The organism is Amycolatopsis sp. A133, assembly GCF_031082405.1.
Classification (GTDB): Bacteria; Actinomycetota; Actinomycetes; order Mycobacteriales; family Pseudonocardiaceae; genus Amycolatopsis.
In genome coordinates, this window is the sequence record NZ_JAVHJU010000051.1 from 1 (window position 1) to 15,876 (window position 15,876).

Sequence of the window (15,876 nt, forward strand, 5' to 3'; positions counted from 1 at the left end):
ACCTGCGAGACACCAGGACATCCTCCCTCCAGACCACCGTCTGGAATCAAGGTGTCCGGCCCCACGGGGCAACTCCACGTGATGCCCCTCTGATCACGCTTGATGCCCGTTACTTGCCGGGGCGGGTTAGGCCGGATTTGCCGGCCTTCAGGCTCAGGATGTTCTTGTCCGTGTCCTGGAGGGCCTTCGTGACCTGGGCGGACGGTGGGGATGTCGACAAGTCGATCAGGCGGATCGGGGTGTCCAGCTTGATCAGGGTCGGGATGTACTCGGCCTTGTCGACCTTCCAGCGGTCGCCATCGCGGACGAAGCGGAAGCGGGCCGCCGCGCCCTCTTCCGTGTCGCCCTTGGGTTCGGAGTGGCGGGCGATGCTGTTGCCGAGCCCGTAGGCCACCCACTTGTCCCCGATCTTCTCGAACGGCTGGACCACGTGGGCGTGGTGGCCGACGATCAGGTCGACGTCGTCCGACGCCAGGATCTTCTTGGCTTGCGACCGCTGCTCGGCCGTCGGGTCGTGCTGGTACTCGACGCCCCAGTGCAGGCTCGCGATCACGACCTGCGCGCCGGCTTCGCGGGCCTTGCGAGCCGCGGCGAGAACGTCGTCGACGTCGATCTGGTTGGCCAGCCACGGTTTGCCGGCCGGCACCTTGATGCCGTTGAAGCCGAAGCTGTAGGACACCTGGGCGACCTTGACGCCGTTGACGTCGAGGACCAGCGGTTTTGCGGCTTCGGCGGCCGACCGGGCCGAGCCGGTGTGTTTGACGCCGATTTCGTCGAGCTTGTCCAGGGTGCGGGTGACGCCCTCGGCGCCCTGGTCGATCGTGTGGTTGGACGACGTCGAGCAGGTGTCGTACCCGGTGTCCTTGATCGCGTCGGCGATCTCGGGCGGCGCACTGAACGACGGGTAGCCGCTGTACGGGCCGCCCTCCTTCGCCAGCGGCGTCTCGAGGTGGCAGATCCCCAGGTCGGCGCCGGAGATCAGCGGCCTGATCCCGGCCAGCAGCGGCCGGTAGTCGATCTTCCCGCCGCCGTCCGCCTCGGCCTGCTCGGTCAGCGCCGGGTGGATCAGGACGTCGCCGGTGGCGACGACGCTGAACGACCCGTCGGGCGCGGCAGCCGACGACGACGCCGTCGCCTCCGGGAACGGTGTCGGGGCCGGCCCGGACTGCGCCGGGCTGCTGCAGGCGGCCGCCAGGACGGCGAACCCGGCGAGCGCGGCGACGCGGTGCTTCGTCATCGGTCCCCCTAACGTGGTCCGGCCATCCTGCCAGCCGGGCGAACCCGGCAGAGACGGCATCCCGGTCGCCGTGAAACTTCCACCACAGTCGACAACACCGATCAGAACATCGGCACGAGACAAAACCGGACAACGCGCAGCGCAGAGCCGAAAAAATACGATAAATGACCCCCACATGCGCCACCACAGAACTACAGAGAGTAGGTCTCACTCCGCTAACTGCGCCTTGACGCTCCCCGAACGGGTGTTTTGTAATACGAGTCACTTCGCGGTACCCGACAGCCCCACTCGACCTCGGCCCCCATGGGAGCACTCGATGTCCACATACCCGCACAGGTTCCGGACCTGGAGCGTTGTTGGTTGTTGTTTGATTTCCGGAGCCCTGCTGGCCTCCTGCTCCTCCGGCAAAGACACCGCGGCGCCCCAGCAGCAGGCGCCGTCGAACGGCAAGATCACCCTCTACTACCTGCAGAAACAGGGCGACCAGCAGTACTTCGTCGAGCAGGCGCAGGGTGCGCAGGAGAAGGCGAAGGAGCTCGGTGTCGAGCTCAAGGTGGTCAACCTCGGCCAAGACGCCAACAAGGCGATCACCGAACTGGACGCCGCGGTCGCCCAAGGCGCCAACGGGGTCGCCATCGTCGTCCCGGACCAGGCCATCGGCCCGCAGGTGATCGACAAGGCCAAGAGCGCGGGCATCCCGCTGATCGCCTCCGACGACGTCATCAAGGACGGCTCGGGCGCGAAGGCCCCGTTCGTCGGCTTCAACGGCAGCCAGATGGGCGACTCGGTCGGCACCGAGGCCGGCAAGCTGTTCAAGGCCGCGGGCTGGACCGCCGCCGACACGAAGATCATCAGCGCCTTCAAGCAGGACCTGACCGTCTGCACCGACCGCGTCAACGCCTCGAAAGCCGCGTTCGCCAAGTCCGCCGGCGCGGACGTCCCGGTGATCAACGTCGGCACCGACAACTCCCCCGTCGACGCGCAGAACCGTTCCGGCGCGGTGATCGGCTCCAACCCGGGCGTCAAGCACTGGGTGGTCTGGGGCTGCAACGACGAGAACGAGACCGGTGTCGTGACCGCGCTGGCCAACTCCGGCGTCGCCGCGAACAACATCATCGGCGTCGGGCTCGGCGCCTACCTCACCTGCAAGGACTGGGCCGCAGGCAAGGACACCGGCAACAAGGCCGCGCTGTACATCTCCGGCGCCGAGGTCGGTCGTTCGGCGATCCAGGTGCTGGTCGACAAGGTGAAGAACGGCAAGGAGCTGCCCGCCGAGACGATCGCCAAGACCACGATCGTCAACAAGGACAACTACAAGCAGGCCGGCGTCAACTGCACCTGACCAGCTTTCACGTGAAAGCTGCGCTTTGTCCCGCAAAGCGGAGCTTTCACGTGAAAGCTCCGCTCCCGGGTTCCGCCGTAGAAAGGGACACATGTCCGGCTCTCCTCCCGCGCTCGCCGTCGAGGGCATCGGCAAGCGCTTCTCCGGTGTCACCGCCCTCGACGACGTCTCGCTGGAGTTCCGCTCCGGCGAAGTACTGGCCCTGATGGGCGAGAACGGCGCCGGCAAGTCGACGCTGCTGCGTGTGCTATCCGGCGACCAGGGCCCGGACGAGGGCCGGCTGCTCCTGGACGGCACCGAGGTCGCCTTCGACACCCCGCGCGCGGCGATGGCCGCCGGGGTGCGCGTGATCTACCAGGAACCCGAAATCATCCCGCACGTTTCGGTGGCGGAGAACGTCTTCGTCGGCGAGCTCCCCGCGAAGGCGCGGGTGTTCAACCGCCGCACACTCATGAAGGCCACGCACGACGCGCTCGTCGAGTACGGCTTCGAAGGCGTCCTCAACCCGGCCACGCTCGGCGTCGCCCTGTCCGCCGCGCAGCGCCAGATCGTCGAGATCCTGCGCGTGCTCACCGCGGCCACCCCGCCGAAGGTGATCGCGTTCGACGAACCGACGTCTTCCCTGTCGGAACACGAGGTGGAGGCGCTGTTCCGGCTCATCGGCCGGCTGCGCGACAGCGGGGTCGCGGTCGTCTACGTCTCGCACCGGATGAAGGAGATCTTCCAGCTCGCCGACCGCGTCGCCGTGCTGCGGGACGGGAAGCTCGTCGGCGTCCAGCAGGCCGCGGAGACCGACGAACCCAGCCTGGTGCGGATGATGATCGGCCGCGACCTCTCCGCCCTGGAACGCCGGAGCACGCAGGAGGCCGGCGAGGTCGTCCTGCAGCTGACCGACATCACGACCGACGACGTCACCGGCATCTCCCTGCAGGTCCGCGCGGGTGAGGTCGTCTGCCTGGCCGGGCTGGTCGGTGCCGGACGGTCCGAGCTGGCCCGCGCGATCGTCGGTGACCTGCCGATCCGGTCCGGGACCGTGGAACTCGCCGGGAAGCGGCTGCGCGCGCACAACCCGGGTGACGCGGTCAAAGCGGGTATCGGCTTCGCGCCCGAGGAGCGCAAGACGGACGCGTTGCTCATGCAGCGGTCCGTACGCGACAACATCTCGATCTCGGTGCTCGACCGCCTTCGCCGCTTCCGCGTCGTGAAGCGGGCAAAGGAGCGCGCCCTCGTCGAGGAGTACGTACGCGAGCTTCGCGTGCGGACGCCGTCGATGGAGCAGGAAGTCCGCAAGCTGTCCGGCGGCAACCAGCAGAAGGCCGTCCTCGCGCGCTGGCTCGCGCGGAGGCCGAAGCTGCTGATCCTCGACGAGCCGACCCGCGGGGTCGACGTCGGCGCGAAGGCCGAGATCTACCGGATCATCGACGGCCTCGCCGCCGAAGGCATCGCGCTGCTGGTCATCTCCTCGGACCTGCCCGAAGTGCTGACGCTGGCCGACCGCATCCTCGTCATGCGCGCCGGGCGCCTGGCCGGTGAGCTCGGCCGCGAGGAAGCGACCGAGGAAGCCGTGCTGACCCTCGCCATCCCCGAAACCGAACCAGCCGTGGACGAAGCCCAGGAGGTCGGCGCATGAGCACCCCCACGAAGGAAACGTCGGCCCCCGCCGCGCCACCCCAGCCGTCGGCCGCGCGCCGGGTGCTGACCGGCATCGGCGTGCAGAACTCGAGCCTGATCATCACGCTGATCGCGCTGGTGATCCTGCTGAGCGTGCTGAACGAGAACTTCTTCCGCACCAACAACCTGCTGCTGATCGGCAGCGCGATCACCATCATGGGGCTGCTGGCCCTGGTACAGACCTTGGTCATCATCCTGGGCGCGCTGGACATCTCGGTCGGCTCGATGGCCGGGCTGGCCTCGGTCATCTCGGCGATGGTGTTCACCTCGACCGGCAACGCCGAGGTCGGCATCCTCGCCGCGGTCGGCGTCGGCATCCTCTGCGGCCTGGTCAACGGCATGATCATCATCTTCGGCCGGGTCAACCCGGTGGTCGCGACGCTGGCGATGCTCGCCACCTACAAGGGCATCGCGCAGGTCATCTCCGACGGCAAGGCGCAGGGCTACACCGGCGGCGACGACCTGTTCATCTTCCTGGCCAAGGGGTCCGTGCTCGGGCTGCCGTCGCTGGTGTGGGTGTTCCTGATCGTCGCGGCGCTGCTGCACTTCCTGCTCAAGTACACCGACATCGGCCGCAACGTCTACGCCATCGGCGGCAACGACACCGCCGCGCGGCTGGCCGGCATCAACATCAACCGGTACATCATCGGCGTCTACGCCCTGGTCGGCGTGGTCGCGGCGATCGCGGGCGTGCTGATCACCGCGCGCACCGGCTCCGGCCAGCCGACGTCCGGGTCCGAGGGCCTGGAGCTGCAGGCCGTCACCGGCGCCGCGCTCGGCGGCACGATGCTCAAGGGTGGCCGCGGGTCGATCATTTCGACCGTGCTCGCGGTGGTCATCCTGGGCGTGCTCGACAACGGCATGTCCGGGCTGGGCATCAACCCGTTCTGGCAGAACGTGGCCCACGGCGCCCTGCTCGTGATCGCGGTCGTGCTGCAGCAGCTGCGCAGCGGGGAGCGGCGCGTCGGCCTGCCCGAGTAGCGGTGAGCCTCCACGCTCGGATCGTCGACGAACTGGGCAGGCTCATCGTCGAAGGCGTCCTCGGGGACGGGCAGCCGCTCGTCCCCGAGGAGCTCGGCCGCCGGTTCTCCGCGTCGCGGACGGTGGTGCGCGAAGCGTTGCGCGTGCTGGAGTCCAAGGGCATGGTCACCGCCCGGCCGCGGGTCGGGACCTGGACGCTGCCGCCCGAGGCGTGGGACGCGATCGACCCGGACATCATCGCCTGGCGCGTCGGGGGTCCCGACGGCCGCGAGCACCTGCGCGAGCTGCGGGAGCTGCGGCTGGCCATCGAACCGCAGGCGGCGCGGATGGCCGCGCAGCACCGGCGACCGGACGAGCTTTCGGCGATGGCGGCGGCCTACGCGCAGATGGCCGACGCGGTCGAGCGCGCCGACGGCGAAGCCTTCCGGGACGCCGATTCGCGGTTCCACGCGGCGCTGATCCGGGCGTCGGGGAACGCGCTGATCGCGCAGCTGCAGGTGCCGGTGGTCGCCGCCCTGAAGGCGCACGGCGAGCCGATGGAGCTCGTGGCGCATTCCCGGGTGCTGACGCTGGTGCTGGCGAAGGACGCCGACGGCGCCGAGTCCGCGTCCCGCCGGTTGCTGGAAACCGTTGCGGCGTACCGCTCATCGGCACCTTGACACGTCCACCGGGAAGCGCTTCACTCGCTGCGGACGACCGCCGCCATGACGTGCTGAGGCATCAGGGGCTTCGCCCCAAGCCGGGGGCTCCGCCACCCGGACCCCCGCAACCGACCATTGAGGAGGACGCTTTCATGCGTTTCCCGGGAATTCGCGGTTTCGGCGTGCTCGCGGCCGTGGCGTTGACCGGTGGGTTGTTGCCGACGACGGCGGTGGCTTCCGCCGCTTCCTGCGCCGTTTCGGACGAAATGGTCGCCGCGGGCAACTACTGGGCCGCCAACGGCACGAACCCCGCCGCGCCGGACTGGCAGAACGCGACGTTCCACGTCGGCAACCTCGCGCTGGTCCGGACCACCGGCCAGTCCAACCACAAGACGTACCCCTGGGCGCAGGCCAACGCCTACCAGCTCCCGGACGACCCGAAGCGGCCGTTCTTCCCCGACAACCAGGCCGCCGGCGAGGCGTACCTGGACCTCTACACCTACTTCCACCCGGAGATCCCGCTCGACTCGATCCGCACGCGGATCAAGGCCGAAGTGGCTTCGGTGCAGGCGGGCCACCGCGACTACTGGAACTACGTCGACGCGCTGAACATGGCGATGCCGTCGTTCGCGCGGATGAGCCTGATCGACCATGATCCGTCCTATTTGGACGCGATGGATCAGCTCTTCCGCTCTTCGGAACGCAAGCTGTTCAACGAGTTCACCGGCTTGTGGTACCGAGACGCGCGGTTCACGGGCTCGGGCGTGTTCTGGTCCCGCGGCAACGGCTGGGCCCTGGCGGCGCTGACGAAGGTCCTGCAGGTGCTGCCCGCCGACGACCCGCGGCGGCCGGAGTACCTGCGCGTGTTCAAGAAGATGGCCTCGACGCTGGCGCTGGTCCAGCGCCGCGACGGCTTCTGGAACTCCGACCTGCTGAACCCGTGGAACCACGGCGGCCCGGAGTCCAGCGGCACGGCGTTCTTCGCGTTCGGCATCGGCTGGGGTATCAACGCGGGCATCCTCGACGCGGCCCGCTTCCGCCCGGTGGTCGACAAGGCGTGGACGGCGCTGTCGGCGAAGGCACTGCAGCCCAGCGGCCTGGTGGGGTATGTCCAGCCGGTGGGCGACCGCCCGGCCACGGCTCACGCGACCGACACCGCGGCGTACGGGGTGGGCGCGTTCCTGCTGGCGGGCCAGGAAGTGGCCAAGCTCCAGGGCTGCTCGGCAACGGAGGCCCACCGGTCGTGAGTGGTAAGGCGGGTTAGAACCCGCCTTACCACTCACGACGGCCGCGGCAGACTGGGGACTCAGGCGATGTGCCAGACCGCGCCGGCGCCGTCGAGCAGGTCCTGGTCGAGCCCGAAGTAGCCCCGTTCGGGTTTGGTGTCGGTGCGCCGGCGGCCGGCCGGGAGGTCGGCCGTGAGTTTCCAGGTCTCCGTGCCCTGCTGCAGCAAGCCCTCGTAGGTGTCCGGCTCCGGTTCACCGAGGCCGAGGGCTTCGCTGTGGCCGAGGCTGCCGGCGACGAAGGCGTAGCGGTCGCCGAGCAGGGCCGCGACGATCGCCCCCGCACCGGAGCCCGAGCGTTGCAGGTGGCTGTTGTGCGCGAACACCAGCGTCCGGCCGCGTGGACGCTCGAAGTCGCGGATGTCCAGGAGGTTCTCGGCCATGAGCACCGCCCGCACGCCCGCGAGGCGCGAGATCCTCGTGTCCCGGTCGCCGGGCTGGGCCGAGGCCGCGTGGTAGCGCAGCAGGCCGCGTCCCGCGACGGCGTGCACCTTGGCCCGCTCCCAGGCAGCGTCCAGCCGCGGCGCGCGAGCCTGGATGGCGACGAGCAACTCGTCGGCGATGACGCGCAGCTCGCGGGCCTCGGGTGAGGCGCCGGGCGAGGCCGCCGGGTCGAGGATCGCCTCTTGACGGCTCCACCGCTCGTCGTCCCCGGTCAGGGCCGCGATGTCGACGTCGAGGCCGAGGTAGTCGCGGGCGTGTTCGAGGTAGGTGCGCGGGCTGGGCGCGCTGAACATCTCGGTCGGGGCGTCGAAGCCGTGGAACGCCAGCGGCTCGTCGGCCTGCTCGTTGTGTTCGCGCAGCCACGCGAGCAGCTGCCGGTTGGCGTCCACCTCGCCCAGGTTGTGCGAGAAGCCGCCGTCGAGCGCGGCCACCCGGTCGGTCTCCAGCGCGATCGACCGGAAGCCGTGCTCGGCGAGCTGGGCGAAGAGGTCGTTGCGGAGCCGCGCACAGGCCGGTTCGAAGTGGGTGGGCTCGCCCAGCCCGAGCAGTTCGGCGGTGAAGTCGGTGAGGTCCATGTGGTTGAATCGTATCCTTGAACACTCGGTTGAGACCTGCTGACCTCGCCCGCGAGCACGGCATCTCCACGCAGGCGGTCCGCAACTACGAACAGGACGGCTTCCTCCCACCGGCGGCGCGCACCCCGAGCGGCTACCGGGTTTACACGGAAACGCACGCCGCAGCCCTCCGGGCGTTCCTGGCTCTGGTCCCGGCCTACGGGCACGCGACAGCAGGCGGGATCATGCACGCGGTCAACGAAGACGACCTCACCCGCGCGCTGACGCTCATCGACCGCGGCCACGAGCAGCTGCTCCGGGACCGCGAAACCCTCAACACGGTCCGCAAAGCGATCGGGCCGCTGACGACCGGGCCGGTCGGCGAACCGGCCGCGACCGGCTGGTCGATCGGCGAGCTGGCCCACCGCCTCGGCGTCACCGCGGCGACCGTGCGGGCGTGGGAACGGGCGGGCATCCTGGTGCCTTCGCGGAACCGGGCGACCGGCTACCGGGTCTTCCGCGCGGCCGACGTCCGCGACGCCGAGCTGGCCCACCTGCTCCGCCGCGGCGGCTACCCGCTGGCCCACATCGCGACGGTGGTCGGCCAGGTCCGCACCGCGGGTGGCACGGAATCGCTGGTCCAAGCCCTCGAAACGTGGCAGGGCAGGCTCACCGCCCGCGGCCTGGCGATGCTCGACGCGGCCGCGCGGCTCAGCGCGTACCTGGCGTCACGGCCGTGAGCGCGGGTGCAGCCGGTCGTACTCGTGCGCGGCCGAGCGCTGGGTCCGCACCCGCAGCAGGTTTTCCTCGGCTTCGTCGTCGACCTCGTTGAGTCCGAGCTGCACGGCCAGCCGGATCTGCTCGCGGTTTTCGCGGACCACGGCGGAGAAGAAGTCGTCGATCCGCGGGTCGAGGAGGACTTCGAGCAGCACGCGGAAGGACGTGTCGACGCAGGCGCGCACGATCTCGTCGTGGAACGGCAGCCGCTTGAGCTTCCCGAGCTGCGGGTCCGCGGCGATCTTCTCGGCGATGATCGAGCGCAGCTCGTCCTTGTGGGCCCCGAGCGACTTGGCGAGGTTTTCCGGGTAGTTGCCGGTTTCCAGCACCTTGACGACCTCGTCGAGCACCGCGACGGTGACCGGTTTCTTGATCGCCTTCACGATCGGCTCGGAGAGCTTGTCGACGAGCCGGTAGGTGAACTGCTCGCCGACGGCCCGGTCCGCGGCCCGCCCGATCCGCACGAGCAGCAGCACGACGCTGACGAACCGGTGCGCGGCCATGGCCGGGTGCGCGACGGGGATCATGGCGAACAGCTCGTACCAGTTGCGCACGAGGAACTTCCTGGCCCACCGCCGTTTCCGCCACCGCCAGAGGAATTCGAGCAGGAAGATCCCGCAGATCCCGCAGTCGACGTAGAAGATCACCAGCCCGGCTTCTCTGGCGGGCGGGCTGAGCACCATGAACCCCAGCAGCCCGACCGAACCGGCGGCGAGGATGAGCATGACCCAGTCGTCGGCGCGCACGTTCCCGGGCAGCACCCCGCTGTTGAGCTCGGGTTCTCTGGTGACCATGCCCGATGATGACACGGACACCGCAGCTCAGCCGGTCCGGCTCGGTCGCCCAAGTGTCGCGTTTCTGTCCTCTTTTCGTCGCGGTGAAACCCGTCCCGATACGGCATCGTGGACGGTGGCGGTCACGGCGAGGAGGAGCATGGAGCGGACACCGCACAGCCGGCGCGCTCCGGCTTCCGTGGGAACGGCGGTGGCTGGTGGCTCAAGAAGCGGGCTGCCAGCCCACGCCGTAGGACCGCGCGGGCCGCAGGTCGTGGAAACCGGTGCGCACCTCGCCCGCGTTGTCGAGGAACAGCGGCTTGCGGGCCGGCAGCGGGTCCTGGGCATCCTTGGACAGCTCGCCGTCGATGCGCCACACGCGCAGCGGCGGCTTCCGGCGGTCGAACCGGACGTTGAGGTCGAAGCTCTCGCACGGGAATTCCGGCGTGCAGCAGTAGAAGGGCGCCGGCAGCGCGTCCACCCGGATGCGGAAGAAGAACTCGTGCTCGTCGCCGGCGTCCAGCGGCTGCGGCGGCCGCAGGCTGAACGCGACGCGGGTGGAGCTGACCATCCGCACGGAATGCACCTCGCCGCCCGCGACGACGTCGATGCCCAGGCCCGAAAGGTCCGGCTGGCCGGCCGTGCTGGCGGGCCGGGCGAGGGAGATCGCGTGCTCGACGTCGGCGAGCCCGGCGACGTGGCTGACCACCCGCCGGGTCTCGAAGACCTCGGCGGCCGCGGCCCCCGTCAAGGTCAGCCGGACGGCCAGCGCCGACGTGTGCCAGGGACCGTCCTGGCTGACGACCGAGCCGCCGTAGGGCGACGGGGCCCCGTACGCGGCCTCGGCGATCAGGTAGATGACGTCGTCGGCGCGGCGCTGCATCGTGCGCACGTTGCGGTCGGCGCCCGTGCCCAGCAGTTCGAGGCGCTGGGTGTAGCGCTCGTTCGCGCCGGTGCCGAAACCCAGGACGATCCGCGCCGTTTCCCGGTGCGATTCGGGCAGCTTTTCGATCAGCCTTCGAAGCGTTTCGACGACCTTGCCGCGAACCGTTCCCGGGGCATCCTCTTCGTCGACACCGCACACTTCGCGCAAGTGTTCGCCGACGACACCCGGCAGGGTCTTCGCTTGGATGCCCAACCCCTTGCGAAGCAGTTTCAGCTCCGCTGAGAGAGCGTTGATCTTCGCTTCGGCCGCCTCCTGAGCCAAGCCGCCACCTCCGTCGTGGTCGTTGCCGGGAAGTGTACTCGGTCCGTGACACCGTCACCCGTTTCCCCGGTGTTTCCGGATCCAGGAAACAGCGCAGGTCGAAGCGGTGTCCCCGATTCACGCGTGAGAGGCAACGGGAAACACCTGTCTTCGGGAAAATTGCCGGGTCAAGCTTACGTCGTCGAAATCCTTCGGCAACAAGGAACTCGCCGCACGGAAACGGCGGCGACGGCGATCCGGAAAGGGTGAACGCGATGCACACGCACTTCATCATCGTGCTCGGCCAGCTGGTCTCCCTGCTGGGCTGACCACGCACACCGCCGGCGGGCCCGGGCCGCCGGCGAGCCTTCCCCCCGTTCGCCCAATACAGGATGATCGATCCATGCCGGACTTTGGAGCGGAATTGAAACGTCGACGGCTCTCTGTCGGCATGTCACTGACCGGACTCGCGGCGTCCGTCCATTTCACCAAGGGCTACCTGAGCAAGGTGGAGAACGGCAAGGCCCGGGTGAACCGGGACCTCGCCAAGGCCTGCGACCAGGCACTGGACGCCGGCGGAGAACTGCTCGCCCTCGTCGCGGAATCGGCATTCCCCGCGCGCCGCAGCGCCGGCGGCATCGTCGGGCTGCCGGACAGCGGCCGGTACTTCGTCGGCCGCGAAACCGAACTCGAAGCCCTTTCCGCGCTGCTCCTCGGCCCGGACGACGCCCGGGTCGGCGTGGTCCACGGCATGGCCGGGGCCGGCAAGACGGCGCTGGCCGTCGCCGCCGCCCGGCGGGTCGCGGACACCTTCCCGGACGGCTGCCTCTTCTTCGACCTCCGTGGCCACACCCCCGGCGTCGTCGAGCTTTCGGCGGGCGAGGCCCTGCACCGGCTGCTGCGGCTGCTGGACGTCTCGGCCGATCAGCTCCCCGCCGACGAAGACGGCCTGGCCAACCTGGTCCGCGACCAGCTGCGCGGGCGGCGGATGATCCTCGTGCTCGACAACGTCCGGTCCGCCGAGCAGATCCGGGCCATCGTCGACGGCGAGACGACGTCCCGGATCCTCGTGACCAGCCGGGGACGGCTGCCCGCGCTCGACGACGCCTGGCACTTCCCCGTCGGGGTACTGCCGCTCGACGACGCCGTGCACCTCCTCCGGTCCGTCGCCGGCGAGCACGCGCCGGACGACGACGAGGTGGCGACCGAGATCGTCCGGCACTGCGGGCAGCTGCCGCTCGCGGTGCGCATCGTGGCCGCCCGGTTCATCGCCGGCGGCTGGACGGCGGCGAGGCTGCGCGACCGGCTGGCCGACGAAACCACCCGGCTCGGCGCGCTGGAAGACGGCGAGCGAAGCGTCGCGACCGCCTTCACCGTCTCCTACGACGCGCTGCCCGGCGACCAGCAGCGGATGCTGGGGCTGCTGGCCCTGCACCCCGCCGCCGCCGCGGAAACCGGCGCCGTCGAGGCGCTCGCCGGCCTCGACGCGGGCGAAGCGGACCGGCTGGTGGACCGGCTGCACGACGCCCACCTGGTCGTCCGCGACGAACGCGGGTACGTCGAGCTCCACGACCTGATGCGCACCTTCGCGGCGAAGCACGCCCTTCCCCAGGTCGAGCCGGACGACCGCGAAGTCGCGGTGCGCAGGCTGGTCGAGCACCTCGTCGCGCTGACGGTGGCGGCCGACGAACTCGCCGAGCCCTACCGGTTCCGCCCGGCGACCGGCCTGCCGGCCCCGTCCGCCGTGCCTTTTTCCGACTCCGAAAGCGCGCTCGCCTGGCTGGGCGCCCAGTGGCCGACGCTCGCCGACATCATCGAGTCCGCCGCCCGGCACCGGCTGTACGACCGTTGCTGGCAGCTCGCGTTTGTGCTCCGGGCGTTCTTCTTCCGCGAGAAGCTGTTCGAACCGTGGATCCGGACGCACGAGTGCGCGCTCGGAGCCGCGCGAGCGGCCGGCGACCCGAGTGCGACGGGGATGATCCTCAACAACCTCGGCATGGCCTACATCGAGTCGGGCCGCGTCGACGACGCCGTCCGCTTCCACCAGCAGGCCCAGGAGCAGTTCGCGCTGGCCCGCGACGACCGGGGCGCGATCGACGCGCTGTCCAGCCTGGCGTGGGCGCGCCTGTACCGCGGTGAGGCCGGGCCGTCCCTGGCCGATCTGACGACGGTGCTGGCCGTCTACCGCCGGACCGGGCGGACGCGGAACGTGGTGATCGCGTTGCGCGGCATCGCGCTCGCCTCGGTGGCGCTGGACCGGTTCCCCGAGGCGCTGGCCGCCGCGCAGGAGGCGACGGAGCTCGCCCAGCTGCCGGTGGACCGGGCGATGTCGGCCAACTGCGAGGCCTGGGTGCACTTCCGCGCCGGCCGGTGGGACGAGGCCGAGCGGCGCTACCACCGCGCGGCCGAGGTGGCCGACGACGCGGGCAGCGAGTACGAGCGGGCCCGGGCGTTGACGGGCCTGGGAAACACGGCGGCCGGACGCGGAGACCGGCCGGGCGCGGCCCGCTGGTGGGCGGAGGCCGCCGCGTACCGGGTCACGCTCAACCCCGCCGTGCTCGGCGAGGCCGAATACCGGAACCGGCCGGCGTTCGCGGGGTGACGCCGGCCGGGTTTCCCCGCGACAGCCGTTTCCGGCAACGGGAAACGCCTTGTCGGCCCCCGGTTCCAGGGCGCACCATCAATGCAGACCGAATTTCGCGAACACGCAAAATCAATCGAATCCCGTTACCGGGGAAATTGCGAGGAGCCTGCCATGATGGTCGTCTGTTCCCTTTCCGCTCTCCTCCGCACGGCCCTGTTCATCGTCACGCTCGCGCTGGTCGCCGGTTTGACCCTCGCCGGGCCCGCCGCGCCGGCGAGCACGCCCGGCTCCGGCCCGGCGGTGTCCACGACGGAACCCGTCACGCACTGACCGGCCGTCAGCGCTCTTCCGGCCCCAGGTGCTCGATCAGCCGGGCCAGCTGGTCGGCGTACCGCCGGACGAACTCGGGCGAGTCCCCGTCGGCCCCGGTCAGCCCGGCCACCACGTGCGGCAGCGTCACCGGGGCCATCGCCGCGGCCATCAGCAGCACCGTCAGGCAGGCCGGGTCGACCCACTCCGGCAACCGGCCCTCGGCCTTCAGCGCCGAGATGTGCTCCACCGTCCCCGCCAGGCGCTGCGTGCGCGGCGCGTGGTCGGGGTCGGTTTCGGGGCCCTCGTACTCCAGGCCCGACCACGCCAGCAGCCGGACACCGTCGCGGCCGGTCAGCGTCTCCAGCGTGAACCGCCGCACCAGCTCCGACAGCGGCAGGCCCGGGGCCGCCAGCTCGTTCTGCCGCTCTCCCCACTCCTCCGACATCGCGCGGTACAGGCCTTCTTTGCCGTCGAAGTAGTACGAGATCAGCTGCTGGTTCACCCCGGCTCGCGCGGCGATCGCCGCGATCCGCGCCCCCGCGTACCCCTTCGCCGCGAACTCCTCGCCCGCCGCCGCCAGGATCAGGCGCCGGGTGCGCTCCGGATCCCGTTGACGCTCTTGGGGCTTCGGCGAACGGCGGGGCTTCGACGCGGTCACGCCGCGAACTATACGTCAACCAACCGCTTGACTCTGTCAGCCGAACGCCACGACAGCGCGAAGGCCGGCACCAGCACCGCGGCGCTGACCGCGAGTGCGCTCGCCGTCGCGGACGCGGACCCGCTGTCCAAGCGGGTGAAGAAAACCGTGCCGGACAGCGCGATGCCGGTTGCCGTGCCGAGCTGGACGGTCGTGTTCACCACGCCCGACGCGGCACCGGCCCGCTCCGGCCGGATGTCCGCCATCGAAGCCGCGAACAGCGCGTTGAACGCCGCGCCCATGCCCAGCCCGACGGCGATCACCGGCACCGGCAACGCCCACCCGCTCAACGCGGAACCCCGCCACAGCACCAGAACGCCGATCGCGGCCAAGCCGGCCAGCAGCACCGCGACGGCGCCCGCGGTGAACACCCGCCCGAGTTTCGGGGCGAGGCGCATGGCCAGGACGTTGCCCGCGACGATGCCGAGCGTCGACGGCGCGAACGTCAACGCCGCTTCCCACGGCGAGAAGCCGAGCCCGAGCTGCAGGTGCAGCGTCAGCACGAAGAACACGCCGACCGCGGTGTTGACGCAGAACAGGACCGCCTGGCTGCCGGCGAGGTGGCGCAGCAGGTCCGGCGGGAGCAGCGGTTCGCCGCCGCGGCGGAACTGGCGCCGCTGGTGCCACGCGAACACCCCGGACAGCGGGACGGCGGCCGCGAGCAGCACGACGGACCACGCCGGCCAGCCCAGCTCGCGCCCCTGCACCAGCGGGTAGAACACCGCGAACAACGCGGCGGTCAGCAGCGCGAGGCCGACCGGGTCCATGCGGTGCCGGAAGAAGCCCGGCCGGCCCGGCATGGTCGCCACGGCGCCGGCCAGTGCGAGCACCCCGATGGGCAGGTTCACCAGGAAGATCGCCCGCCAGCCGGTGCCGAACAGGTCGGCCTCGGTCAGCGCGCCGCCCAGCAGCGGCCCGGCGAGCCCGCCGACCGGGAACGCGGCCGCGCACCAGGTCATCGCCTTGGGTCGCTCCCGCTCGTCGAACTCCGCGTGGACGAACGACAGGACCTGCGGCACCATCAGGCCGGAGCCGACGCCCTGCACGACCCGCGCGGCGATCAGCACGCCGACGTTCCCGGCGAGACCGGCGGCGAGCGAGGCGGCCGTGAACACGAGCATGCCCGCCACGAACAGCTTCTTCGTGCCGTGGCGGTCGCCCAGGCGCCCGCCCGTGATCAGGGTGAGCGCGAACCCCAGCGCGTAGCCGGCCGAAATCCACTGCAGCGCGGACTCCCCGGTGCCGAGCTCCCGCCGGATGGTCGGCAGGGCCACCGCGACGATCTGGTTGTCGATCATGTCCACCAGCACGGCCAGCACCGCGACCGCCAGTGCCCACCACCTGAGCGCGTGTCTGTCCACGACGTACCCCTTTTTCCCGACAGTGACCGTGAC

The 15,876-nt window shown here is 70.5% G+C and carries 14 protein-coding genes; 8 read left to right on the top strand and 6 right to left on the bottom strand.

The features are described from left to right. Window positions 1-109 precede the first annotated feature (109 nt). The gene (locus Q5425_RS30105) at window positions 110-1,237 is read right to left on the bottom strand and encodes a CapA family protein (protein WP_308675719.1); all 1,128 of its coding nucleotides are present in this window, start codon (window positions 1,235-1,237) and stop codon (window positions 110-112) included. A 367-nt stretch (window positions 1,238-1,604) separates the two neighbouring features. Here Q5425_RS30105 and Q5425_RS30110 point away from each other — a divergent pair, with 367 nt between their 5' ends. From Q5425_RS30110 to Q5425_RS30130, 5 genes are all read left to right on the top strand, one after another. After that, window positions 1,605-2,579: a substrate-binding domain-containing protein gene (locus Q5425_RS30110; RefSeq protein WP_308675720.1), complete on the top strand. Its 975-nt coding sequence runs from the start codon at window positions 1,605-1,607 to the stop codon at window positions 2,577-2,579. Between the two features lie 91 nt (window positions 2,580-2,670). Next, window positions 2,671-4,209 carry a sugar ABC transporter ATP-binding protein gene (locus Q5425_RS30115; RefSeq protein ID WP_308675721.1) on the top strand — a complete coding sequence of 513 codons (1,539 nt, stop codon included), beginning with the start codon at window positions 2,671-2,673 and terminating at the stop codon, window positions 4,207-4,209. Continuing rightward, the gene (locus Q5425_RS30120) at window positions 4,206-5,231 is read left to right on the top strand and encodes an ABC transporter permease (RefSeq protein WP_308675722.1); all 1,026 of its coding nucleotides are present in this window, start codon (window positions 4,206-4,208) and stop codon (window positions 5,229-5,231) included. The genes Q5425_RS30115 and Q5425_RS30120 overlap by 4 nt, the downstream gene beginning before the upstream one ends. 2 nt (window positions 5,232-5,233) lie before the next feature. Continuing rightward, window positions 5,234-5,890: an FCD domain-containing protein gene (locus Q5425_RS30125; RefSeq protein ID WP_308675723.1), complete on the top strand. Its 657-nt coding sequence runs from the start codon at window positions 5,234-5,236 to the stop codon at window positions 5,888-5,890. Between the two features lie 134 nt (window positions 5,891-6,024). After that, the gene (locus Q5425_RS30130; RefSeq protein WP_308675724.1) at window positions 6,025-7,119 is read left to right on the top strand and encodes a glycoside hydrolase family 88 protein; all 1,095 of its coding nucleotides are present in this window, start codon (window positions 6,025-6,027) and stop codon (window positions 7,117-7,119) included. 59 nt (window positions 7,120-7,178) lie between these two features. Here the strand turns inward: Q5425_RS30130 and Q5425_RS30135 are convergent, their stop codons facing one another. Then, complete coding sequence (locus tag Q5425_RS30135; RefSeq protein WP_308675725.1) at window positions 7,179-8,174, bottom strand: erythromycin esterase family protein; 996 nt, start codon at window positions 8,172-8,174, stop codon at window positions 7,179-7,181. 17 nt (window positions 8,175-8,191) lie between these two features. Between Q5425_RS30135 and Q5425_RS30140 the strand changes: the two genes are divergently transcribed. Further along, window positions 8,192-8,893, top strand: a complete 702-nt coding sequence (locus Q5425_RS30140; RefSeq protein WP_308675726.1) for a TioE family transcriptional regulator — start codon at window positions 8,192-8,194, stop codon at window positions 8,891-8,893. Here Q5425_RS30140 and Q5425_RS30145 read toward each other — a convergent pair. Together Q5425_RS30145 and Q5425_RS30150 are read right to left on the bottom strand one after the other, a co-directional pair. Beyond that, on the bottom strand, window positions 8,882-9,724 hold the full coding sequence (locus Q5425_RS30145; protein ID WP_308675727.1) for an ion transporter: 843 nt from the start codon (window positions 9,722-9,724) through the stop codon (window positions 8,882-8,884). The two genes, Q5425_RS30140 and Q5425_RS30145, sit on opposite strands and share 12 nt — an antisense overlap. A 202-nt stretch (window positions 9,725-9,926) precedes the next feature. Continuing rightward, window positions 9,927-10,910, bottom strand: a complete 984-nt coding sequence (locus tag Q5425_RS30150) for a hypothetical protein (protein WP_308675728.1) — start codon at window positions 10,908-10,910, stop codon at window positions 9,927-9,929. Window positions 10,911-11,292: 382 nt separating this feature from the next. Here Q5425_RS30150 and Q5425_RS30155 point away from each other — a divergent pair, with 382 nt between their 5' ends. Together Q5425_RS30155 and Q5425_RS30160 are read left to right on the top strand one after the other, a co-directional pair. Continuing rightward, window positions 11,293-13,491 carry an NB-ARC domain-containing protein gene (locus Q5425_RS30155; RefSeq protein ID WP_308675729.1) on the top strand — a complete coding sequence of 733 codons (2,199 nt, stop codon included), beginning with the start codon at window positions 11,293-11,295 and terminating at the stop codon, window positions 13,489-13,491. A gap of 153 nt (window positions 13,492-13,644) precedes the next feature. Further along, on the top strand, window positions 13,645-13,803 hold the full coding sequence (locus Q5425_RS30160) for a hypothetical protein (protein ID WP_308675730.1): 159 nt from the start codon (window positions 13,645-13,647) through the stop codon (window positions 13,801-13,803). A 7-nt stretch (window positions 13,804-13,810) separates the two neighbouring features. Here Q5425_RS30160 and Q5425_RS30165 read toward each other — a convergent pair whose 3' ends face one another. Both Q5425_RS30165 and Q5425_RS30170 read right to left on the bottom strand, forming a co-directional pair. Continuing rightward, window positions 13,811-14,443, bottom strand: a complete 633-nt coding sequence (locus tag Q5425_RS30165; protein ID WP_308675731.1) for a TetR/AcrR family transcriptional regulator — start codon at window positions 14,441-14,443, stop codon at window positions 13,811-13,813. An 8-nt stretch (window positions 14,444-14,451) separates the two neighbouring features. Further along, window positions 14,452-15,843 carry an MFS transporter gene (locus Q5425_RS30170; RefSeq protein WP_308675732.1) on the bottom strand — a complete coding sequence of 464 codons (1,392 nt, stop codon included), beginning with the start codon at window positions 15,841-15,843 and terminating at the stop codon, window positions 14,452-14,454. Window positions 15,844-15,876: the final 33 nt, after the last annotated feature.